Genomic DNA, 15689 nt, shown 5'->3' on the forward strand with positions numbered 1-15689 from the left:
ACCCATGGCCGGAAACGTTTCCCAAGTTGACTAGGCACCTATGATGGAGTTGGCACTGAGTCGTCTGTGGACAGTCTCCCGTAACGTTTTTAACGAAATCTTCCGTGAGCGTATTCTTTACGTCACTGCGGTGTTTGCCCTAGGGCTTGCCTTAGCGGTCGTCATTCTGGGTCAGGTTTCCGCAGGTACTCAAGATAAGATCAGCCTCGATGTGGGAATGGCTGGGATTTCGCTGTTTGGTTTAATGATTGCGGCCTTTGTGGGGGGCAGCCTGCTGAACAAAGAACTAGAAAAACGCACCATCCTCGTCATGCTGGCCAAGCCCATTAGTCGTGCTGAGTTTGTTATTGGCAAGCATTTAGGACTCTCGGCCGTTCTCCTTGTCCTTGTGGCACTGATGACCCTCATTCTCTTTGGCATTATGAGTATTAATCAGTTTGCCTACCCTGTAGGGGCACTGAGTTTGACCTCGCTCTATATTGCCCTACAACTCTCACTGCTGACAGCGGCAGCATTACTTTTTGGCAGCTTCACCAGTTCACTGATTGCAACGCTCCTCACCATTGCCCTCTACTTTATGGGGCACTTTAGCCAAAATCTGGTGATTCTCAGCCAAAAAATGGAGAGTGAGGCAGTGCGGCAACTCATGCGGTTTCTGTATCTTATCTTCCCAGATTTGTCACGATTAGATTTTAAGAATACCGCTGTCTATGGCATGATCCCGCCCTTGGGGGATCTGGTTGCTAGTGCCTTCTATGGCGTTATCTATACGGTGGCGCTGTTGGCGATCGCCACATGGATTTTTTCCCGCCGTAATCTCTGAGCCACTGCCGATGAGAGCAAACGGTACTGATGTTTGCGGGATACGCTGATCTTCAAAGCAACAGTATAGAATACTGACAAGTGGACAGCCTGTGGCAAACCAAAGAGGAACCTGCTGTGCTCAATAACCCGAAAACGTCTGCCCTGCTTAGGGTGGTTGCTCGTCTTGCCCTTGGTCTGGGTATTCTGGTCATGAGTAGCGGTGTGGCAACCGCGCAGGTAGTTTTGCCGCGAACCCTTGAGCTGAATCCCAAAGAAATGGAGCAAAATGGCTTCATTGTGGCTCAAGAAGCCCTACAGCTTGCCCAGTTTCAGCAGTTTCAAGAGGCGCTCATTCGTGCCAAACTCGCGGTGCAGTTGGCACCCCAAGCCCACGAAATTTGGGCGTTACTGGGAGGACTTTACCTCACCGTTGATGAGCCGCAAGAGGCAGTGGTTGCCCTTGAGCGCTCCCTTAAACTCAATGATCAAAATCCGGGGGTGTATTTTAATCTGGGGTCAGCCTATTTTCGGCAAGGGCAGTATGCAGCCTCTATTCGGGTGATTGAGCAGGGGCTAGCCCTAAAACCCGATGCCACTGAAGAGTGGTTTAATTTGGGGAATGCCTACCTCAAGCTGGGACAGACGGATCGTGCCATTGCCCAGTATCGGCGGTCGCTGCGTAACGATAAACGGTTTTGGCCTGCCTACACCAATATTGGTTTAGTGCTCTACGAACAGGGGAATATCCGTCAAGCAGCTAAAAATTGGGAGCAGGCGGCGGAGATTGACCCGAAGGCCAGTGAGCCGAAACTAGCCTTAGCGACAGCCCTGCTGAAACTAGGGAATGAAGCAGAGGCGCTCAAGCTGGCGGAGGAAGCCCTGCGCCTCGATAGTCGCTACGGCACTGTTGATTTTCAGCGCGAGAATCTGTGGGGCGATCGCCTTGTTGCGGATACCCAAGCCCTACTGGCCAAGCCGCCCCTACGGGCACTGCTGAGCCAATTACAACCAGAGCAATCTGCCCTTCCTCAGCCCTAAGAATGATAGAAATTCGGCTTGCTGCTGCGGCAGATATACCGAGTGTGGCTCTGCTGGTTGCCTTTAGTTTTCACCCCGGGAATGGCTGGCAGGCGCTTTGGCGGAGTTTTGTCCAACTGGGTATAGAGCATGACCTGCGCGATCGCTGGCGGAGTGCTAGCCCTCACTATCGTTGCTGGTTAGCCATTACCACCACGCCCCAGCCGCTGTGCGTCGGGAGTGTTGAGCTTGACCTACGCCCGATCAATGGTCATCCCCAGCCCTACCTCTCTAACTTGGCGGTGCATCCTGACTACCGCCGCCAAGGCATTGGCCGCAAACTCTTGAGCACTGTTACTGCCAGTTTGGCGGCATCCCCTTACTCCTCGTTGTACCTTCACGTTTTGGCAAAGAATAACGCGGCGCGGCAGCTTTATCGCCGCTGCGGATTCGTCGTCATTGGTGAGGACACCACCGTTTGGGGGGAGCGGAAGTTACTGTTGAGTCAGCCCCTCACGGGCGATCGCTACTGTCAAAATGCAGCGCAGGAAAACCTTACGGTAGGTTAGGGCTTGACTTCTCCCCTCCTTGAAAGAGAGGGGATTCCCAAAGGATGCTACGCAACGGGCTGAAGCCGCGTTGCTTCGCTTTTCCCTTGAGCTGTCACCCACAACTTAATGCGGGTGGGGGCAGTCAAAGACCCCCTACTCACCTCAAGCATTTCTGCTATTGGGACTACGTTTATGTTTCGGTTTGTGGTTTCGCACTTTTCAACACTAGCCAATTCGATACGCTCAACATCCTGCCATTGCTTGCAGTGGTTTAGGCTTGCCGCCAAAGCGGTAGTGACTTACTTGCCGGGATTTCTCCGTACTAGGATGTTTCTTCGCGTAGTTGATACGCCTACTTCCACGTTTTTAGTTTAACATATAAAGGGGCTAAAGCTCCCTGAGTTGGCTGTATCCCCTCGCTAAAGCGGAGGGGTTTTAGCCCGCCCGCATCTCTATAAATTACTTTATATAAATTTATATAGACTTTAACTTATATAGACTTTGCCTCTAGTTATACACAACGTCACCCTTGACAAAGTCATGCAAAAACGGGAAACTTTAGGCCAAATCAATGTTTTTCTACAGCTTTGATGTAAAATGTCCAGCTAGGGTCTCTCATTGTTTTAGTCCCCAATTTGCTTTGGACACTTGTGCATAATGTCGCAGCCTCCTGCGCAAATTAGGATGTTGAAACACGAGATAGAATCTGGACATTAGCTTATTCTTTTGCTAATCCTTTTTGGCAAAAGAAGTCGGTTGTATTTTACCAACTCATAAATTTATTGGGAGCAATGGTGAGTCGTTATGTTGGGCAAACTACGTGACCTGATGGGTCTCACGCCAGACGGTGAAATCTATGACGAGGAATATCCTGACCCGTCAGTCGCTACAGGCACAAGTACACTGACGTTGGAATCACCCACAGAGTCAGGGTCAATGTCGCGTCCAACATTGGGTCACCATCCTGAGCCATCGCCTTCTCCTAGGATGGAGACTGCCTCTACCGGGTCAAATGTTATTGGTATGCCGAATGCAGGACGATGGTGGGGCGCCGTGGCAGAGGTCATTGTCATGCAACCCCGCAGCTTTAGCGAAATGCCAGAGGTGATCAAAGCCCTCAAAGAACGCAAATCAGTGGTGTTGAACTTGACCTTAATGGAAGCAGATCAAGCCCAGCGGTCAGTGGATTTTGTTGCCGGTGCCACATTTACGATTGATGGTCACCAAGAACGCATTGGTGAAAGTATCTTTCTGTTTACCCCCAACTGTGTCAAAGTGAGTACGCAGGTGGGAGGGGTGCGTCCAGCTACAGCACCGGTGGCCGCTTCCCCCTGGGATCTCCAGTCGCAGCCCCGCAGTGCCTAGTTCCTACTCCCTCGGTATCCTTGGTTGTGGTCGCATGGCAGAAGCCATGCTATCGCGGCTGCTTGCCAACGGCTATGGGGCAAATCAGGTCATTGTGTCGGCGCGATCGCCTGAGCGGCAAGCCTATCTCCATAGCACCTACGGCGTGACGGTGGCCAGTAATTCTGACGTTGCCGCTGCCCACACGGTTATCTTAGCTGTTAAGCCGCAGGTCTTTAGCGAGATTGAATCAGAGCTGGCAGATAGCTCTGTTGTGCAGCATCCCGGTACAGTCCTCTCGATCATGGCGGGGATTCCCAGTGCGCGGCTTCGTCGCCTGTTTCCCCAGCGGCTCACGTTTCGAGCGATGCCAAACACCCCCGCCCAAGTGGGAGCCGGCGTCATTGCCCTTGCTACCGACAGTGCCGCCACCGAAGCAGAGGTGGTGGCCGTTAAAGAGCTGTTGAGTGTTCTTGGGGAGGTGGTGGTGCTCAGAGAAAACCAGATGGATGCGGTCACTGCTCTTTCGGGGTCTGGGCCTGCATTCATTGCCCTCATTGTTGAAGCACTCTGTGATGCTGGCGTGGCGGTTGGCCTGTCGCGATCGCTGACACAAACGCTAGTTTATGGCACAATAGCAGGCACAGTGAAATTACTCGACGAGCGCGAGATCCATCCGGCGCAACTCAAAGACGCAGTGACCAGCCCGGCGGGTACCACCATTGCGGGGATTGAGGTGCTAGAAACGGCTGGCGTGCGCGGAACCCTAATCCAAACCGTAAAAGCAGCCTATCAGCGTGCCCAAGCCCTCAACTGAATTGCCTATGACCAACCCCCACGCGAGCCCTGACGCTGATCCCCCACCCATCGAGGGTCTGGATGTCAAGGTGGTATTTATTTACTATTTCGCTTGGGTCACAGCCATTACTGCTTTTACCACGAGCCAAGTTTTTCACTGGAGCCTATTGTCGCCCTTTCCCTACCGTTGGGGCTTGGCAGTGGGGAGTGTTGCTGGCGTGGTGGCGGCCTACTGGAACCATACAACGATGCTGGCGTTACCCCTTGCAAACCCACGACAGCTACCGCGGCAGTTACAGGTATGGCTGACGGAGCATGGCTATGCCCTTGCAGACGCCAATGAGAATATGCAAATCTATCGCCCTCGGTTTTGGCACACGTGGCTCCACGGCACGATTGTTGTAGAATCCCTGAGCGATCGCCTGCGGCTCTATAGTCGCTCTGGCACTATCAAGCAGTTACGGCAGGATTTAGCCAAGGTTCTAGAGGAAGACCAACAGTGATGGATTTTGGGCGCGTTATTACGGCAATGATTACACCATTCCGTGCCGATGGCGCGATCGCCTACGATGTTGCTGCAGCACTTGCTGAGCACCTTGTGGCGAACGGCTCTGATAGTCTTGTTGTGTGTGGTACAACGGGAGAGTCGCCAACCCTGACATGGGAGGAAGAGTTTCAACTCTTTCAAACCGTCCAGCAAGCAGTTGCAGGCAAGGCCAAGGTCATTGCGGGAACTGGCTCTAACTCGACCCGCGAGGCCATTCACGCCACCACAAAAGCCGCAGAGTTAGGCTTAGATGGTGCTCTACTCGTCGTTCCCTACTATAATAAGCCGCCCCAAGAGGGGCTGGATGCCCATTTCCGGGCGATCGCCACCGCCGTGCCCGAATTTCCCCTCATGCTCTATAACATTCCTGGACGAACAGGGCAAAACCTGCTGCCAGAAACGGTGGTGCGCCTAGCGGAACTGCCCAACATTGTGGCCATCAAAGAAGCCAGCGGCAACCTAGATCAAGCCAGCGCCCTACGCTCACAATTACCCGACACCTTTCGCATTTACTCCGGTGATGATTCCCTCACCTTGCCCTTACTTGCCGTTGGTGGTTATGGTGTAGTCAGTGTGGCCAGTCATCTCGTGGGGATTCAACTACAGCACATGATTCAAGCGTATATTCAAGGTAATACTGCCACCGCCACCGCCCTACACTGTCAACTCCTGCCATTGTTCAAGGCGTTGTTTGTCACGACCAATCCCATTCCCATCAAAGCGGCGCTTGCTCTACAGGGGTGGAGCGTGGGAGACCCCCGACTGCCTTTAGTGGCCGCCAACGAAGGTGTCATCAACCAGATCAAACCAGTCCTGCTCTCTTTGGGCTTACTCAAACGCTGAGTCCCTAGATCACCAGCGACACGTTTGCGCCATCAAGCTTCTTAGTCATTTCATTCTTCAACTTAAAGGAGACTTATGAGTCAATCCGTTGCTAATGCCGCTCTGAAAATTATTCCCTTAGGAGGGTTACACGAAATCGGCAAAAACACCTGCGTGTTTGAATACAACGATGAAATTATCCTGCTGGATGCTGGGTTAGCCTTCCCCACCGATGGTATGCATGGGGTGAACATTGTCCTGCCGGATATGACCTACCTGCGGCAAAACCGCGACAAAATTCAGGGAATGATTGTTACCCACGGCCACGAAGATCACATTGGCGGTATTGCCTTTCACCTCAAGCAATTTGATATTCCTGTCATCTACGGGCCACGCTTAGCAATGGCGCTACTCCAGGGCAAGCTTGAAGAGGCAGGGGTGGCCGATCGCACGGAAATTCGCACCGTTCGTCCTAGGGATATGGTGCGCCTTGGCAAAAACTTCTTAGTGGAGTACATCCGCAATACGCACTCCATTGCCGATAGTTTCTCGGTGGCCATCCACACCCCCATCGGTGTCATTATCCATACGGGGGATTTTAAGTTTGACTTTACCCCCGTCGATGGTGAGTGTTTCGATATTCAGCGCCTAGCCGAACATGGTGAAAAAGGGGTGCTCTGCCTCATTAGTGACTCTACCAATTCCGAAGTTCCCGGCCATACCCCCTCGGAGCGATCGGTCTTTCCCAATCTAGATCGTGCCTTTAGTCAAGCGGCAGGCCGGATTATCTTTACCACCTTTGCCTCCTCGGTGCATCGCTTAAACATGGCCTTAGAACTGGCGCAAAAGTATGGCCGGGTTGTTTCAGTGTTGGGGCGCTCTATGCTGAATGTGATTGCCCACGCGCGACAGTTGGGGTACATCCACTGCCCCGATAACCTCTTTGTGCCCCTGCATATGATCCACAAGTACCCCGATCACCAAGTGATGTACTTGACCACTGGCTCGCAAGGAGAGCCGCTCTCGGCTTTGACCCGCATCTCCAAAGGGGAGCACAACAAAATTAAAATTCGCGAAGGCGATACCGTAATTCTCTCGGCGCACCCAATTCCAGGAAACACCATTGCGGTGGTGAATATGATTGACCGGCTGATGATGCAAGGGGCTAAGGTAATCTATGGCCGTGAGCAGGGAATTCACGTGTCGGGGCATGCCTGCCAAGAAGATCAAAAGCTCATGCTGGCCTTGACAAAACCAAAGTTCTTTTTGCCGGTGCACGGTGAGCATCGGATGCTAGTGAAGCATGCCCAAACCGCTCAGAGCATGGGGATTCCCCCTGAAAATATGGTGATTATTGATAATGGCGATGTGGTTGAACTCACCCGCGACTCGCTGCGGGTTGTGGATAAGGTACCGGCAGGCATTGAGCTGATGGATCGGGGGGGGCTGGTCAAAGCCCATGTCCTGCAAGAGCGTCAGCAGTTAGCGGAAGAAGGCATTATTACTGTAGCCGTTGCGGTAGGCAGTGATGGCAGTCTGAAAGCGGCGCCAGAAATCCATTTGCGTGGTGTGGTCACCCCCATTGAACCCCCAGCATGGCAAGCATGGGTACACGCGACGGTGGATACTGCCCTAAGCGATCGCTGGAGTGAGTATGCTCGCAACGGTGAAGTGGATTGGGCCGGCATCAAAGCACATCTAGAGCGCGAACTGGTGCGTTTAGTGCGCCGCGAGTTGCAAGGCAATGCCACTGTCTTGTTGTTGTTGCAGCCCATCGAGGTTGAGAGCAGCCCCACGGCGACAACCGGAATTCGTCGCCGCCGCAGCACGGCTTCCCTTGTGTCCTAATGAGCAGCATGGCAACCAAATACCATCCAATTAAGGATTAAGGATAGAGTGTTGCATTAGGCTGGGAGCAGCACCTAAGATCCCCAACTCCCCAATTCGCTAAGATCAAAAAGCTGAAGGATTGAAGGATGCACCACCGTTGTTGCGCTCATACGTCCTGCCCTGAATCCCTAACGGCATAGCATAGGTGGGGTACCTCGGAGGTTTTTGATGGAGCCGCCTGTCTTTGAACCCGTCGATCGCGAGGCGTTTACAAATCCCACGTTGCAGCGATTGTGGTTGTTTGTCTATCTGCTGCCCATTTTTGGCGTGATTCCAGCCCTGTGGCAGTTGAGCCAGCGCAGTGGCGATCGCCATGCCCGGCGAGTCAGTCGCTTAGCGGTGCTGATGGCCGTGGTCTGGGTGCTGGGGTATGGTCTGCTGAATGGGGCAGCGGCAGCTACGGAACTATCTTCGATCCCCCACGGGGTGGTGCTCTTGGCCAATAGTGTGTGGGGGTCGGGGTACTTTCTGCTGAATGTTTGGCTGATGGTGCGGCTATGGCGGGGGCGTTCCCTTGAGGTGCCGCTGCTGAGTCGGCTGACGAAGTACTTGCCCTAAGTCTGCTGCGATGACCCCTGCACGCTGGTTTTGGCTCATCCTTGGTCTGGGTGTCATTCTGGGGCTAATGCTCTGGCTGGTGACAGCGTTGCATTGGCTCTACATTCAGGTAGCGTTTACGACACCGTTCTTAGCCAATATTTTACTGTTACTGCTGATTGGCCTGCTGGGGGGGCTGCTCTACGTTTTCTTTCGTTATCTGTACTTGCTGAATCGCAAGGGACGGCGATCGCCCACCTTTCAGGTGCCAGCGGCCAAAACAGATGCCGCCGCCGAAAACCTGAAAGCACTACGGCAACAACTTAGCCAAATTGAAGACGAAGTGGCACGGCAAGCTTTGCTAGCCCGCGCTCGTGAGCTAGAGGACGAGTTTCATCGCCAAGAATTGCGGTTGGTAGTCTTTGGCACTGGGTCTGCGGGCAAAACCTCCTTGGTCAATGCCCTGATTGGGGAGATGGTTGGCGAGGTTGCCCCCACCATGGGCACCACTGAGGTGGGGCAAACCTACCAGTTTTGGCTGCCCTATACGGATCAAGAGATTGTGATTACCGACACTCCCGGAATTCTAGAAGCGGGGGTGGCTGGCACCTACCGCGAACAGATGGCGCGGCAACTGGCCGCCGAGGCTGATCTGCTGCTATTTGTGCTGGACGATGATCTGCGGCAGTCGGAATATACCCCGCTGGTGAATTTGGTGGAAATGGGCAAGCGATCGCTACTGGTGCTCAACAAAATGGACTTGCGCTCAGAAGCTGATCAACTGGCGCTGCTGAAACATTTACGGCAGCGGGTCAGGGGCCTCATTCCCCCGGAAGATGTGGTGGGGATTGCCGCCCATCCGCAGCCTGTGCGCTTACCCACAGGGGAGTGGCTGGAGCCAGAACCACACATTTTGCCCCTCATTCGCCGCATCACCGCGGTTCTACGGGAGGAAGGGGATGATCTAGTGGCCGATAATATCCTCTTGCAATCACAGCGCCTCGGGGAGCAAGCCCGCAAAATTATTGATCAGCAGCGGCGACGACAGGCAGATAAGGTGGTGGAGCGCTATCAGTGGATTGGCGCTGGCGTGGTTTGTGTGACCCCAATTCCTGTGGTTGATTTACTAGCGGCGGCAGCGGTCAATGCGCAAATGGTAATGGAAATTGGCACAGTTTATGGGTGCGACCTCAATCGCGATCGCGCCCGCGAGCTAGCCCTTTCCTTGGGCAAGACCTTGGCGAGCCTTGGCATTGTCAAAGGAGCGATGGATTTAATTGCCACAGCACTCCAGCTCAGCGTGGGCGGAATGGTGATTGGCAAAGCGGTGCAGAGTATTACGGCAGCTTACCTGACGCGCATTGCGGGTAAAAGCTTTATTGAATACTTCCGCCACAATCAAGACTGGGGCGATGGCGGCATTAGTGAGGTGGTGCAGGAACAGTTTCAGTTGAATCGGCGGGATGAATTTATCCAGTCGTTTATTCAGCAGGCGATCGCCCGCTTACCCGCTCAGCTTGGGCAAGTCATTCCAGAGTCCTTCAAGCTCCCCCAAGAAGACCCCATGGCCGAGGATTAGCGAGGGCGACGGTAAAAGGGGCGTGGCACCACAACCGCAGGGACGTGGCGATCGCGCACCTGCACTGTCAGTTCACGCCCCACATTAGCAAACTCAGGAAAGACATACCCTAGGGCGATCGCATTGCCCAGTGTAGGCGAGAGGGTGCCACTGGTGACCTTACCAACCGCCTGTGCTTGCCAGTAGATAGGGTAATCGTGGCGGGCAATCCCCTTTCCTTGCAGTTCTAGCCCCACCAATTGGCGTTCAATTCCCTCCTGCTTTTGCCGTGATAGCGCCTCGCGCCCCACAAAGGTACGTTTTTGCCAATCAATGAGCCACTCTAACCCCGCTTCTAGGGGGGTGGTCTCCTCGTCCATATCCTGACCATAGAGCAGCATCGCCGCCTCTAGGCGCAGGGTATCCCGCGCGCCCAAGCCACAGGGAGTCACTCCCGCCTCTAAAAGGGCTTGCCAAAGGCGCTCACCCGTGTCGCTGTCCACCAGAATTTCAACGCCATCTTCACCGGTGTACCCTGTCCGTGCCACCCAAGCGGGCTGACCCAATATCTTCACCGCCCGGTGGCGATAGGGTTTAAGGGGGGCTAGGGAGTCTGCACAGAGGGGATCAAGGGTGGCTGTTGCTGCTGGCCCTTGGACGGCTAGTAGCACCTTAGTGGCCGATTCATCAACGATTTCACACTCAGGCGGTAAATAGCGGCGCAACCACGCCATATCCTTGGCCGCTGTTGCCGCATTAACAATACAGCGTACCGCTGCCTCCTCAATGTAGAGAATCACATCATCGACAAYCCCCCCCGCCTCATTGAGCAGCACCGTATATTTGGCCTGACCGGCACGGAGGCGGCTCAGATCCGTGGGCACGAGGACTTGCAGAGCCGCGTGCACCCCAGCCCCGTGTAAAAGAAACTTACCCATGTGGGAAATGTCGAACATCCCCACGCGCTGACGCACGGCATGGTGCTCTTGCAAAATGCTGCTGTACTGTAGGGGCATCTCCCACTCGCCAAAAGGGGTAAAGCGGGCGTTCAGGGCTTGGTGTTGGGAAAATAGCGGTGTGCGGCGTAACGTGTCAGTCATGCAAACCTTGGAACTAGCATTCAATGGTGTAGATAGAGGGTAGCTAGGTGAGTATGGAGTTGCTCTAAGGTAAAGGCCGGTTCTCGACAGCGCAGGCCTTCGCAAACCAAGGCAAGGGGCTGCGGCTCGCCCTCGCTCAGCCGTTCCCGCAGTTTTAGCACAGCCGTGGGTAGCCAGTAGCCAGACACCTGATCCATTGTTTCGGCACGGATCTGAAGACTGACAGGGTACAGATACCACTGCAAGGCTGCAAGCAGGCTGGGACAACTTTGGGGAGAGTCCTTGAGTAACGCGCCAAAGTAGCGTAGGCTCGTCTCCGCTTTGGTTAAATAGGCCGGGTTGTCGGTCAGCAGAAAAAGCTGCACCAAGTTGGCGATCGCCACGCCATTGGCTGAAGGGGTGGCCTGATCAATTCCCTCGCGCTGCCGCAGAATTAAATCGGGTCGCTCAGGGGCATTGTAGTACCCCCCATCCGTCGCCCCTAGGTGCTGATCAAATCGATCCTGATAGTCACAGGCAAGCTCTAACCACGGGGTCGCGGTGTCCCCCAAAACCAGACTGGCTTGGTGCAAAGTAAGCAGTGCCTGAATCCAGTAGGCATAGTCTTCCGCTTGCGCTATTTCTGCCACCGCACCCCCATAGTTCAAGCGATAGAGTTGATTGCCCTGTAACTGATGCTGGTGGAGCCACTGGGCGGCGCGTACGGCTCGCTGCCAGTACCCCTGATGCTGCCAGACCAAGGCCGCCGTGGCCAAGCCGGTAATCATCAGGCTATTCCAAGCGAGGATCATCTTGGTATCGGTGACAGGGGGAATGCGCCCTGGCCATGGCTGCCCCTTAGCGGTGCGGTTATCCGTGGCCACAGGCATGGGCTGATCTTTAGGGGTGGCCGCCCCATAGCGAAGGGCAAACAGCGTATCGAGGACGGGGGCGATCGCCGCCGGATCCTCCCTGCGATGGCGAGCCTTCAAGACAATCTTGCCCTCAAAATTTCCTTCAGGCGTGATCTCAAAGTCCCTTTGCAGTTGGCTCAATTCCTCAGGGGATAAGTGCGCTGTCAGTTCGCCGTAGTCCCAGCAGTAAAATGCCCCTTCCTCCGGTTCTGAATCCACTGCTGAGCGGAAACTATCGGCATCCTGCGCCGCATAGAAGTAGCCTTGGGGTGCCGTCATTTCGCGGTCAAGCCACTGCACCGTTTGGGCAATGGCATAGGGGATGTGGGGGTGGCGATCGCCCTGCTGCCAGAGACGAGCTAGGTACGTGATGATCTGGCCATTGTCGTAGAGCATCTTTTCAAAGTGCGGCACCGTCCATTGGGGATCAACCGTGTAGCGATGCCAGCCGCCCCCCACATGGTCGTAAATTCCCCCCAAAAGGAGTGAGGTGCCCCGTTGGCGGCACAGCCCCTCCAGCCTCGCTGCCTCAGAACTCACCGCCACTCCCTGTAACAGCGCTTGGGCATAGGGAATCATGGGAAAACAGGTGCCGTGGGGGCGATCCTCAAGAATTGGCATAGTTTGGTGGATGCCGGAGCACAACAGATCACGATTCAGCTCTAGCTCTGGTGAGAGGTCGGTGGTCGGTGCTAGGTATTGCCACAGCGTTGCCTGCTGCGCCGCTAGCTTCTCTTTCTGTTCATCGTAAAACCGCCGTACCGCGTGCAGCACTTGCAAAAAACCAGGTCGCCCGTAGCGGGGTTGCAGCGGGAAATAGGTACCCCCATAAAAAGGGCGGCAATCCTGCGGTGTTAAAAAAATATTCAGGGGCCATCCCCCCTGCCCCGTCATCAATTGCAGGGCGTGCATATACAGGCTGTCAATATCTGGGCGCTCTTCGCGATCCACCTTAATCGGCAGAAAGTACTGATTGAGATAGGCCGCAATCTCTAAATCCGAGAATGCTTCTCCCTCCATGACAGTGCACCAGTGGCAACTGGAGTAGCCGATAGACAGAAAAATCACCCGATCTTCGGCGGCCGCTTTGGCCAGAGCCGCTTCCCCCCAGGGCCACCAGTCAATCGGGTTCTCGGCGTGCTTGCGCAGGTAAAGGCTTTGGCATTGGGCAAGGCGATTTGTCATGGGGCTTGGCGATCGCGCTCCAGTTCTACACTAATCTGTCCGGTAAAGTTAGGCACAGGGGGGGCTAGTTTGGTCACCCGGATGGCCGCTCGCTGCACGTGATCGGGCCTCAAGCAAAGGTCAACAATGGCGGTGGCCAAGGTCTCGATCAGATGAAATCGCTGCTGCTGCATCAGCTCGGTAATAGCCGCGAGCAGAGGACGGTAGTCAAGGGTATCCGCCAGACAATCCGTTTGGGCCGGTTGTGTCATATCAAACCAGAGCCTAATATCAATTTCAAACCACTGGCCGAGAATTTGTTCTTCTGGTAATGCACCAGTATAACCATAGCAGCGAATTCCTGAGAGGTGTAAGCAATCCTGATGTTTTTTCGTTGAGGGCATTCTATCCATGACGACGCAGCAAAAAATTCTCCTCGGGTTACTGATCTTTGTCCCTGTTGCCCTCTTAAACTTTATCTTCAAACTGCCGCCTATGGTGAGCTTTATCATCAGTGGCTTAGCCATTGTGCCCCTAGCTGCAGGGATTGCCAACGCTACGGAGGCCATCTCGGAGGTGATTGGCCCGACCCTCGGTGGGCTGCTCAATGCCACCTTTGGCAATGTCACGGAAATGATTATTGCGATCGTGGCATTGCGTCAGGGCTTGACAGAAGTAGTCAAGGCAAGTTTAAGCGGGTCGATTATTGCCAACTTACTCCTTGGCTTGGGGCTGGCCATCCTCGCTGGCGGGCTGCGGTTTCGTGAGCAGCAGTTTCCGGTGGCGGTTGCCCGCATTAATGCCTCCTCTCTCACCTTGGCGCTGATTGTGCTGATGACCCCCACTGCCATTCAAGCCGCTGCCCCGGGGGTGTCGCTGCAACTGGTGGATCACTTCTCCTATGCAGCGGCTATTCTCTTGCTGGTGTTCTACGGGTTAATGCTGCTGTTTTCTATGAAAACCCACCGTCACCTGTACTTACTCAATGAGGTGGCCGGTGTTGAGACCCATGAACCTGAAGCGGCAGTCAATCTCAAGCTTCAGATTGGCATTCTGTTAGGAGGTACCATTCTCTTGGTTTTTGTGTCTGATGTGTTGGTGGACAGCCTTCAGGAAGCAATTACAGAAGTGGGGCTAACCCAGCTTTTTACGGGGGTGTTTCTCATTCCCATTTTCAGTAGCGTGGTGGAGTTCATTACCTGCGTTAAGTTTTCTCTCAATAACCGCATGGAAGGGGCAGTGGCAGTCGCCATTGGCTCGAGCTTACAGATCATTTTATTTGTGGCACCCGTGCTGGTGTTGGTTGGGTGGCTCTTGGGTCAGCCCCAGATGAACTTGAGTTTTAACTTCTTTGAACTGGTGGCGGTGGTTGCCGCAGTGATGATTACTAACTCCATTAGCAATGATGGTGCCACCAACTGGTTGGAGGGGGTGCTGCTACTGATGACTTACTTAGTGTTAGCGGTAGCCTTCTTTATCCACCCCTGAGACGATCTCGATGAGGGGACGTGTCACCCAGTTAAGAGCGACTTTGAGTTGGTGCTCGAGGGTGGGCATCCGGTAGAGATAGGTAAGACGGCGCGCTAGGTAGGCAAGGGGGCCATCCAAGGTGAGACCCAGCCCTGAGAGGGCGGCGCGATCGGTGCCTAGGGTTAGCATTTCGCCCAAGTGGGAGTAGCGCAAGGGTAACAGGGGGCGATCGCTCAAGCTCGCCCAGAGATTCCAAGCGGCATAGTCGGCCTGCTGAAAGGCTGCTTGGGCTGTATGGGGAAGCACCTGCCCCTGCTCATCAATGGCATCGGCGGCATCCCCAAGGGCAAATATCTCTGGATGATCCACCACTTGTAGGGTGGGGGTCACCTCTAGGCGGCCACTGGCGGTTTTGGGTAACTCTAGGTTGGCAATCAGGGGAGAGACAGCCGTGCCCACGGTCCACAGCACAATATCCACGGGCAGCTCATCCACCCGGTCTTTGTACTGAAGGGCAATGGCACTGGGGTGAACCGCTACAGGGGTGGTTTCCAAATCAATCCAAACGCCGCGGTCTTCCAGCGCCGCCAAGGCAGCTTTACGATTAAACTCGGGCGAGGCTTTAAGAATGTCGGTGTTGCGATCCACTAAGCGAATGCGCCCCCGACTGCCAAGGCGTTCCGCTAGCTTGCAGGCCAGTTCCACACCACTGGGACCCGCGCCAACCACCACAACGCGGATTTTGTCAGTGCTAGATTGCTCCCGCAGGCGCAGTTGTTCTTCCAACCGATAGGCATCGGCTAAGGTACGAAAGGTGAGGGCATAGTCCCTGACTCCAGGAACGGTATTGTGCGGCGTGTCGCCCCCCAGTGCCAGCACCAAGGCGGTATAAGGGATGACTTGGGTGTCGTTGCACTGCACGGTTTTCGCACTTAGATCAATTGCGGTGACCGTGGCTTGATGAAAAATAACGGGGGTATCCTTGAGCACTTCCACAAAGGGAGGCGCAATTTCCCAAGCCTGTAGCTCCCCCGTCAGCAATTCGTAGAGCAGGGGGGTAAAGACAAAGCGATCGTGCTGATCCACAAGGGTTAGGCGCGGTGGCGTGTCCCACGGTAATTGACTGAGACGAAGAGCCGTGTAAAGGCCACTAAACCCACCGCCGAGGATACAAATTTGTTGAGTCACGGGTGT

At 54.6% G+C, this 15689-nt stretch carries 14 protein-coding genes and 1 pseudogene; 11 read left to right on the forward strand and 4 right to left on the reverse strand.

From position 1 onward, the window contains the following. Positions 1 to 40 precede the first annotated feature (40 nt). From L5470_RS01050 to L5470_RS01095, 10 genes and pseudogenes are all read left to right on the forward strand, one after another. Positions 41 to 823 carry an ABC transporter permease gene (locus L5470_RS01050; protein WP_448525204.1) on the forward strand — a complete coding sequence of 261 codons (783 nt, stop codon included), beginning with the start codon at positions 41 to 43 and terminating at the stop codon, positions 821 to 823. A gap of 80 nt (positions 824 to 903) precedes the next feature. Continuing rightward, positions 904 to 1842, forward strand: coding sequence for a tetratricopeptide repeat protein (locus L5470_RS01055; RefSeq protein WP_227517568.1), 939 nt, complete (start codon positions 904 to 906; stop codon positions 1840 to 1842). 2 nt (positions 1843 to 1844) lie between these two features. After that, the gene (locus L5470_RS01060; protein ID WP_499497609.1) at positions 1845 to 2390 is read left to right on the forward strand and encodes a GNAT family N-acetyltransferase; all 546 of its coding nucleotides are present in this window, start codon (positions 1845 to 1847) and stop codon (positions 2388 to 2390) included. A gap of 990 nt (positions 2391 to 3380) precedes the next feature. Further along, a pseudogene (locus L5470_RS01065) lies at positions 3381 to 3737 on the forward strand (cell division protein SepF); the annotation flags it as partial. Beyond that, complete coding sequence (gene proC, locus L5470_RS01070) at positions 3730 to 4533, forward strand: pyrroline-5-carboxylate reductase (RefSeq protein WP_099798374.1); 804 nt, start codon at positions 3730 to 3732, stop codon at positions 4531 to 4533. The pseudogene L5470_RS01065 and the gene proC, both read left to right, overlap by 8 nt. Positions 4534 to 4540: 7 nt before the next feature. After that, positions 4541 to 5017, forward strand: a complete 477-nt coding sequence (locus L5470_RS01075; RefSeq protein WP_499497612.1) for a hypothetical protein — start codon at positions 4541 to 4543, stop codon at positions 5015 to 5017. Beyond that, positions 5017 to 5904: a 4-hydroxy-tetrahydrodipicolinate synthase gene (gene dapA / locus L5470_RS01080; protein WP_448526821.1), complete on the forward strand. Its 888-nt coding sequence runs from the start codon at positions 5017 to 5019 to the stop codon at positions 5902 to 5904. The genes L5470_RS01075 and dapA overlap by 1 nt, the downstream gene beginning before the upstream one ends. A 75-nt stretch (positions 5905 to 5979) precedes the next feature. Beyond that, a complete protein-coding gene (locus L5470_RS01085; RefSeq protein ID WP_099798377.1) occupies positions 5980 to 7731 on the forward strand; it encodes a ribonuclease J in 1752 nt (583 codons plus the stop codon). A 210-nt stretch (positions 7732 to 7941) separates the two neighbouring features. Continuing rightward, positions 7942 to 8331: a hypothetical protein gene (locus tag L5470_RS01090; protein WP_099798378.1), complete on the forward strand. Its 390-nt coding sequence runs from the start codon at positions 7942 to 7944 to the stop codon at positions 8329 to 8331. Between the two features lie 10 nt (positions 8332 to 8341). Further along, positions 8342 to 9889, forward strand: coding sequence for a YcjF family protein (locus L5470_RS01095; protein ID WP_099798379.1), 1548 nt, complete (start codon positions 8342 to 8344; stop codon positions 9887 to 9889). On the opposite strand, the gene gcvT is transcribed toward L5470_RS01095, so the two are convergent. From gcvT to folB, 3 genes are read right to left on the reverse strand one after another with little or no spacing between them, the layout of a single operon-like run. Then, a complete protein-coding gene (gcvT, locus tag L5470_RS01100; protein ID WP_499497615.1) occupies positions 9886 to 10968 on the reverse strand; it encodes a glycine cleavage system aminomethyltransferase GcvT in 1083 nt (360 codons plus the stop codon). The genes L5470_RS01095 and gcvT overlap by 4 nt on opposite strands. A gap of 20 nt (positions 10969 to 10988) precedes the next feature. Next, positions 10989 to 13046 (reverse strand): thioredoxin domain-containing protein, encoded by a 2058-nt coding sequence (locus tag L5470_RS01105; protein WP_499497617.1) that lies wholly within the window; start codon positions 13044 to 13046, stop codon positions 10989 to 10991. Further along, a complete protein-coding gene (gene folB, locus L5470_RS01110) occupies positions 13043 to 13438 on the reverse strand; it encodes a dihydroneopterin aldolase (RefSeq protein WP_499497619.1) in 396 nt (131 codons plus the stop codon). Before folB ends, L5470_RS01105 begins: the two co-directional genes overlap by 4 nt. On the opposite strand from folB, the gene cax reads away from it, so the two are divergent. Then, a complete protein-coding gene (gene cax / locus L5470_RS01115; protein WP_499497621.1) occupies positions 13437 to 14513 on the forward strand; it encodes a calcium/proton exchanger in 1077 nt (358 codons plus the stop codon). The genes folB and cax overlap by 2 nt on opposite strands. On the opposite strand, the gene L5470_RS01120 is transcribed toward cax, so the two are convergent. After that, complete coding sequence (locus tag L5470_RS01120; RefSeq protein WP_099799819.1) at positions 14484 to 15683, reverse strand: NAD(P)/FAD-dependent oxidoreductase; 1200 nt, start codon at positions 15681 to 15683, stop codon at positions 14484 to 14486. The two genes, cax and L5470_RS01120, sit on opposite strands and share 30 nt — an antisense overlap. Between the last annotated feature and the right edge of the window lie 6 nt (positions 15684 to 15689).

The sequence above is a fragment of the Synechococcus sp. PCC 6717 genome (assembly GCF_022698185.1).
In the GTDB taxonomy this organism is placed as follows: Bacteria; Cyanobacteriota; Cyanobacteriia; order Thermosynechococcales; family Thermosynechococcaceae; genus Thermosynechococcus; species Thermosynechococcus lividus.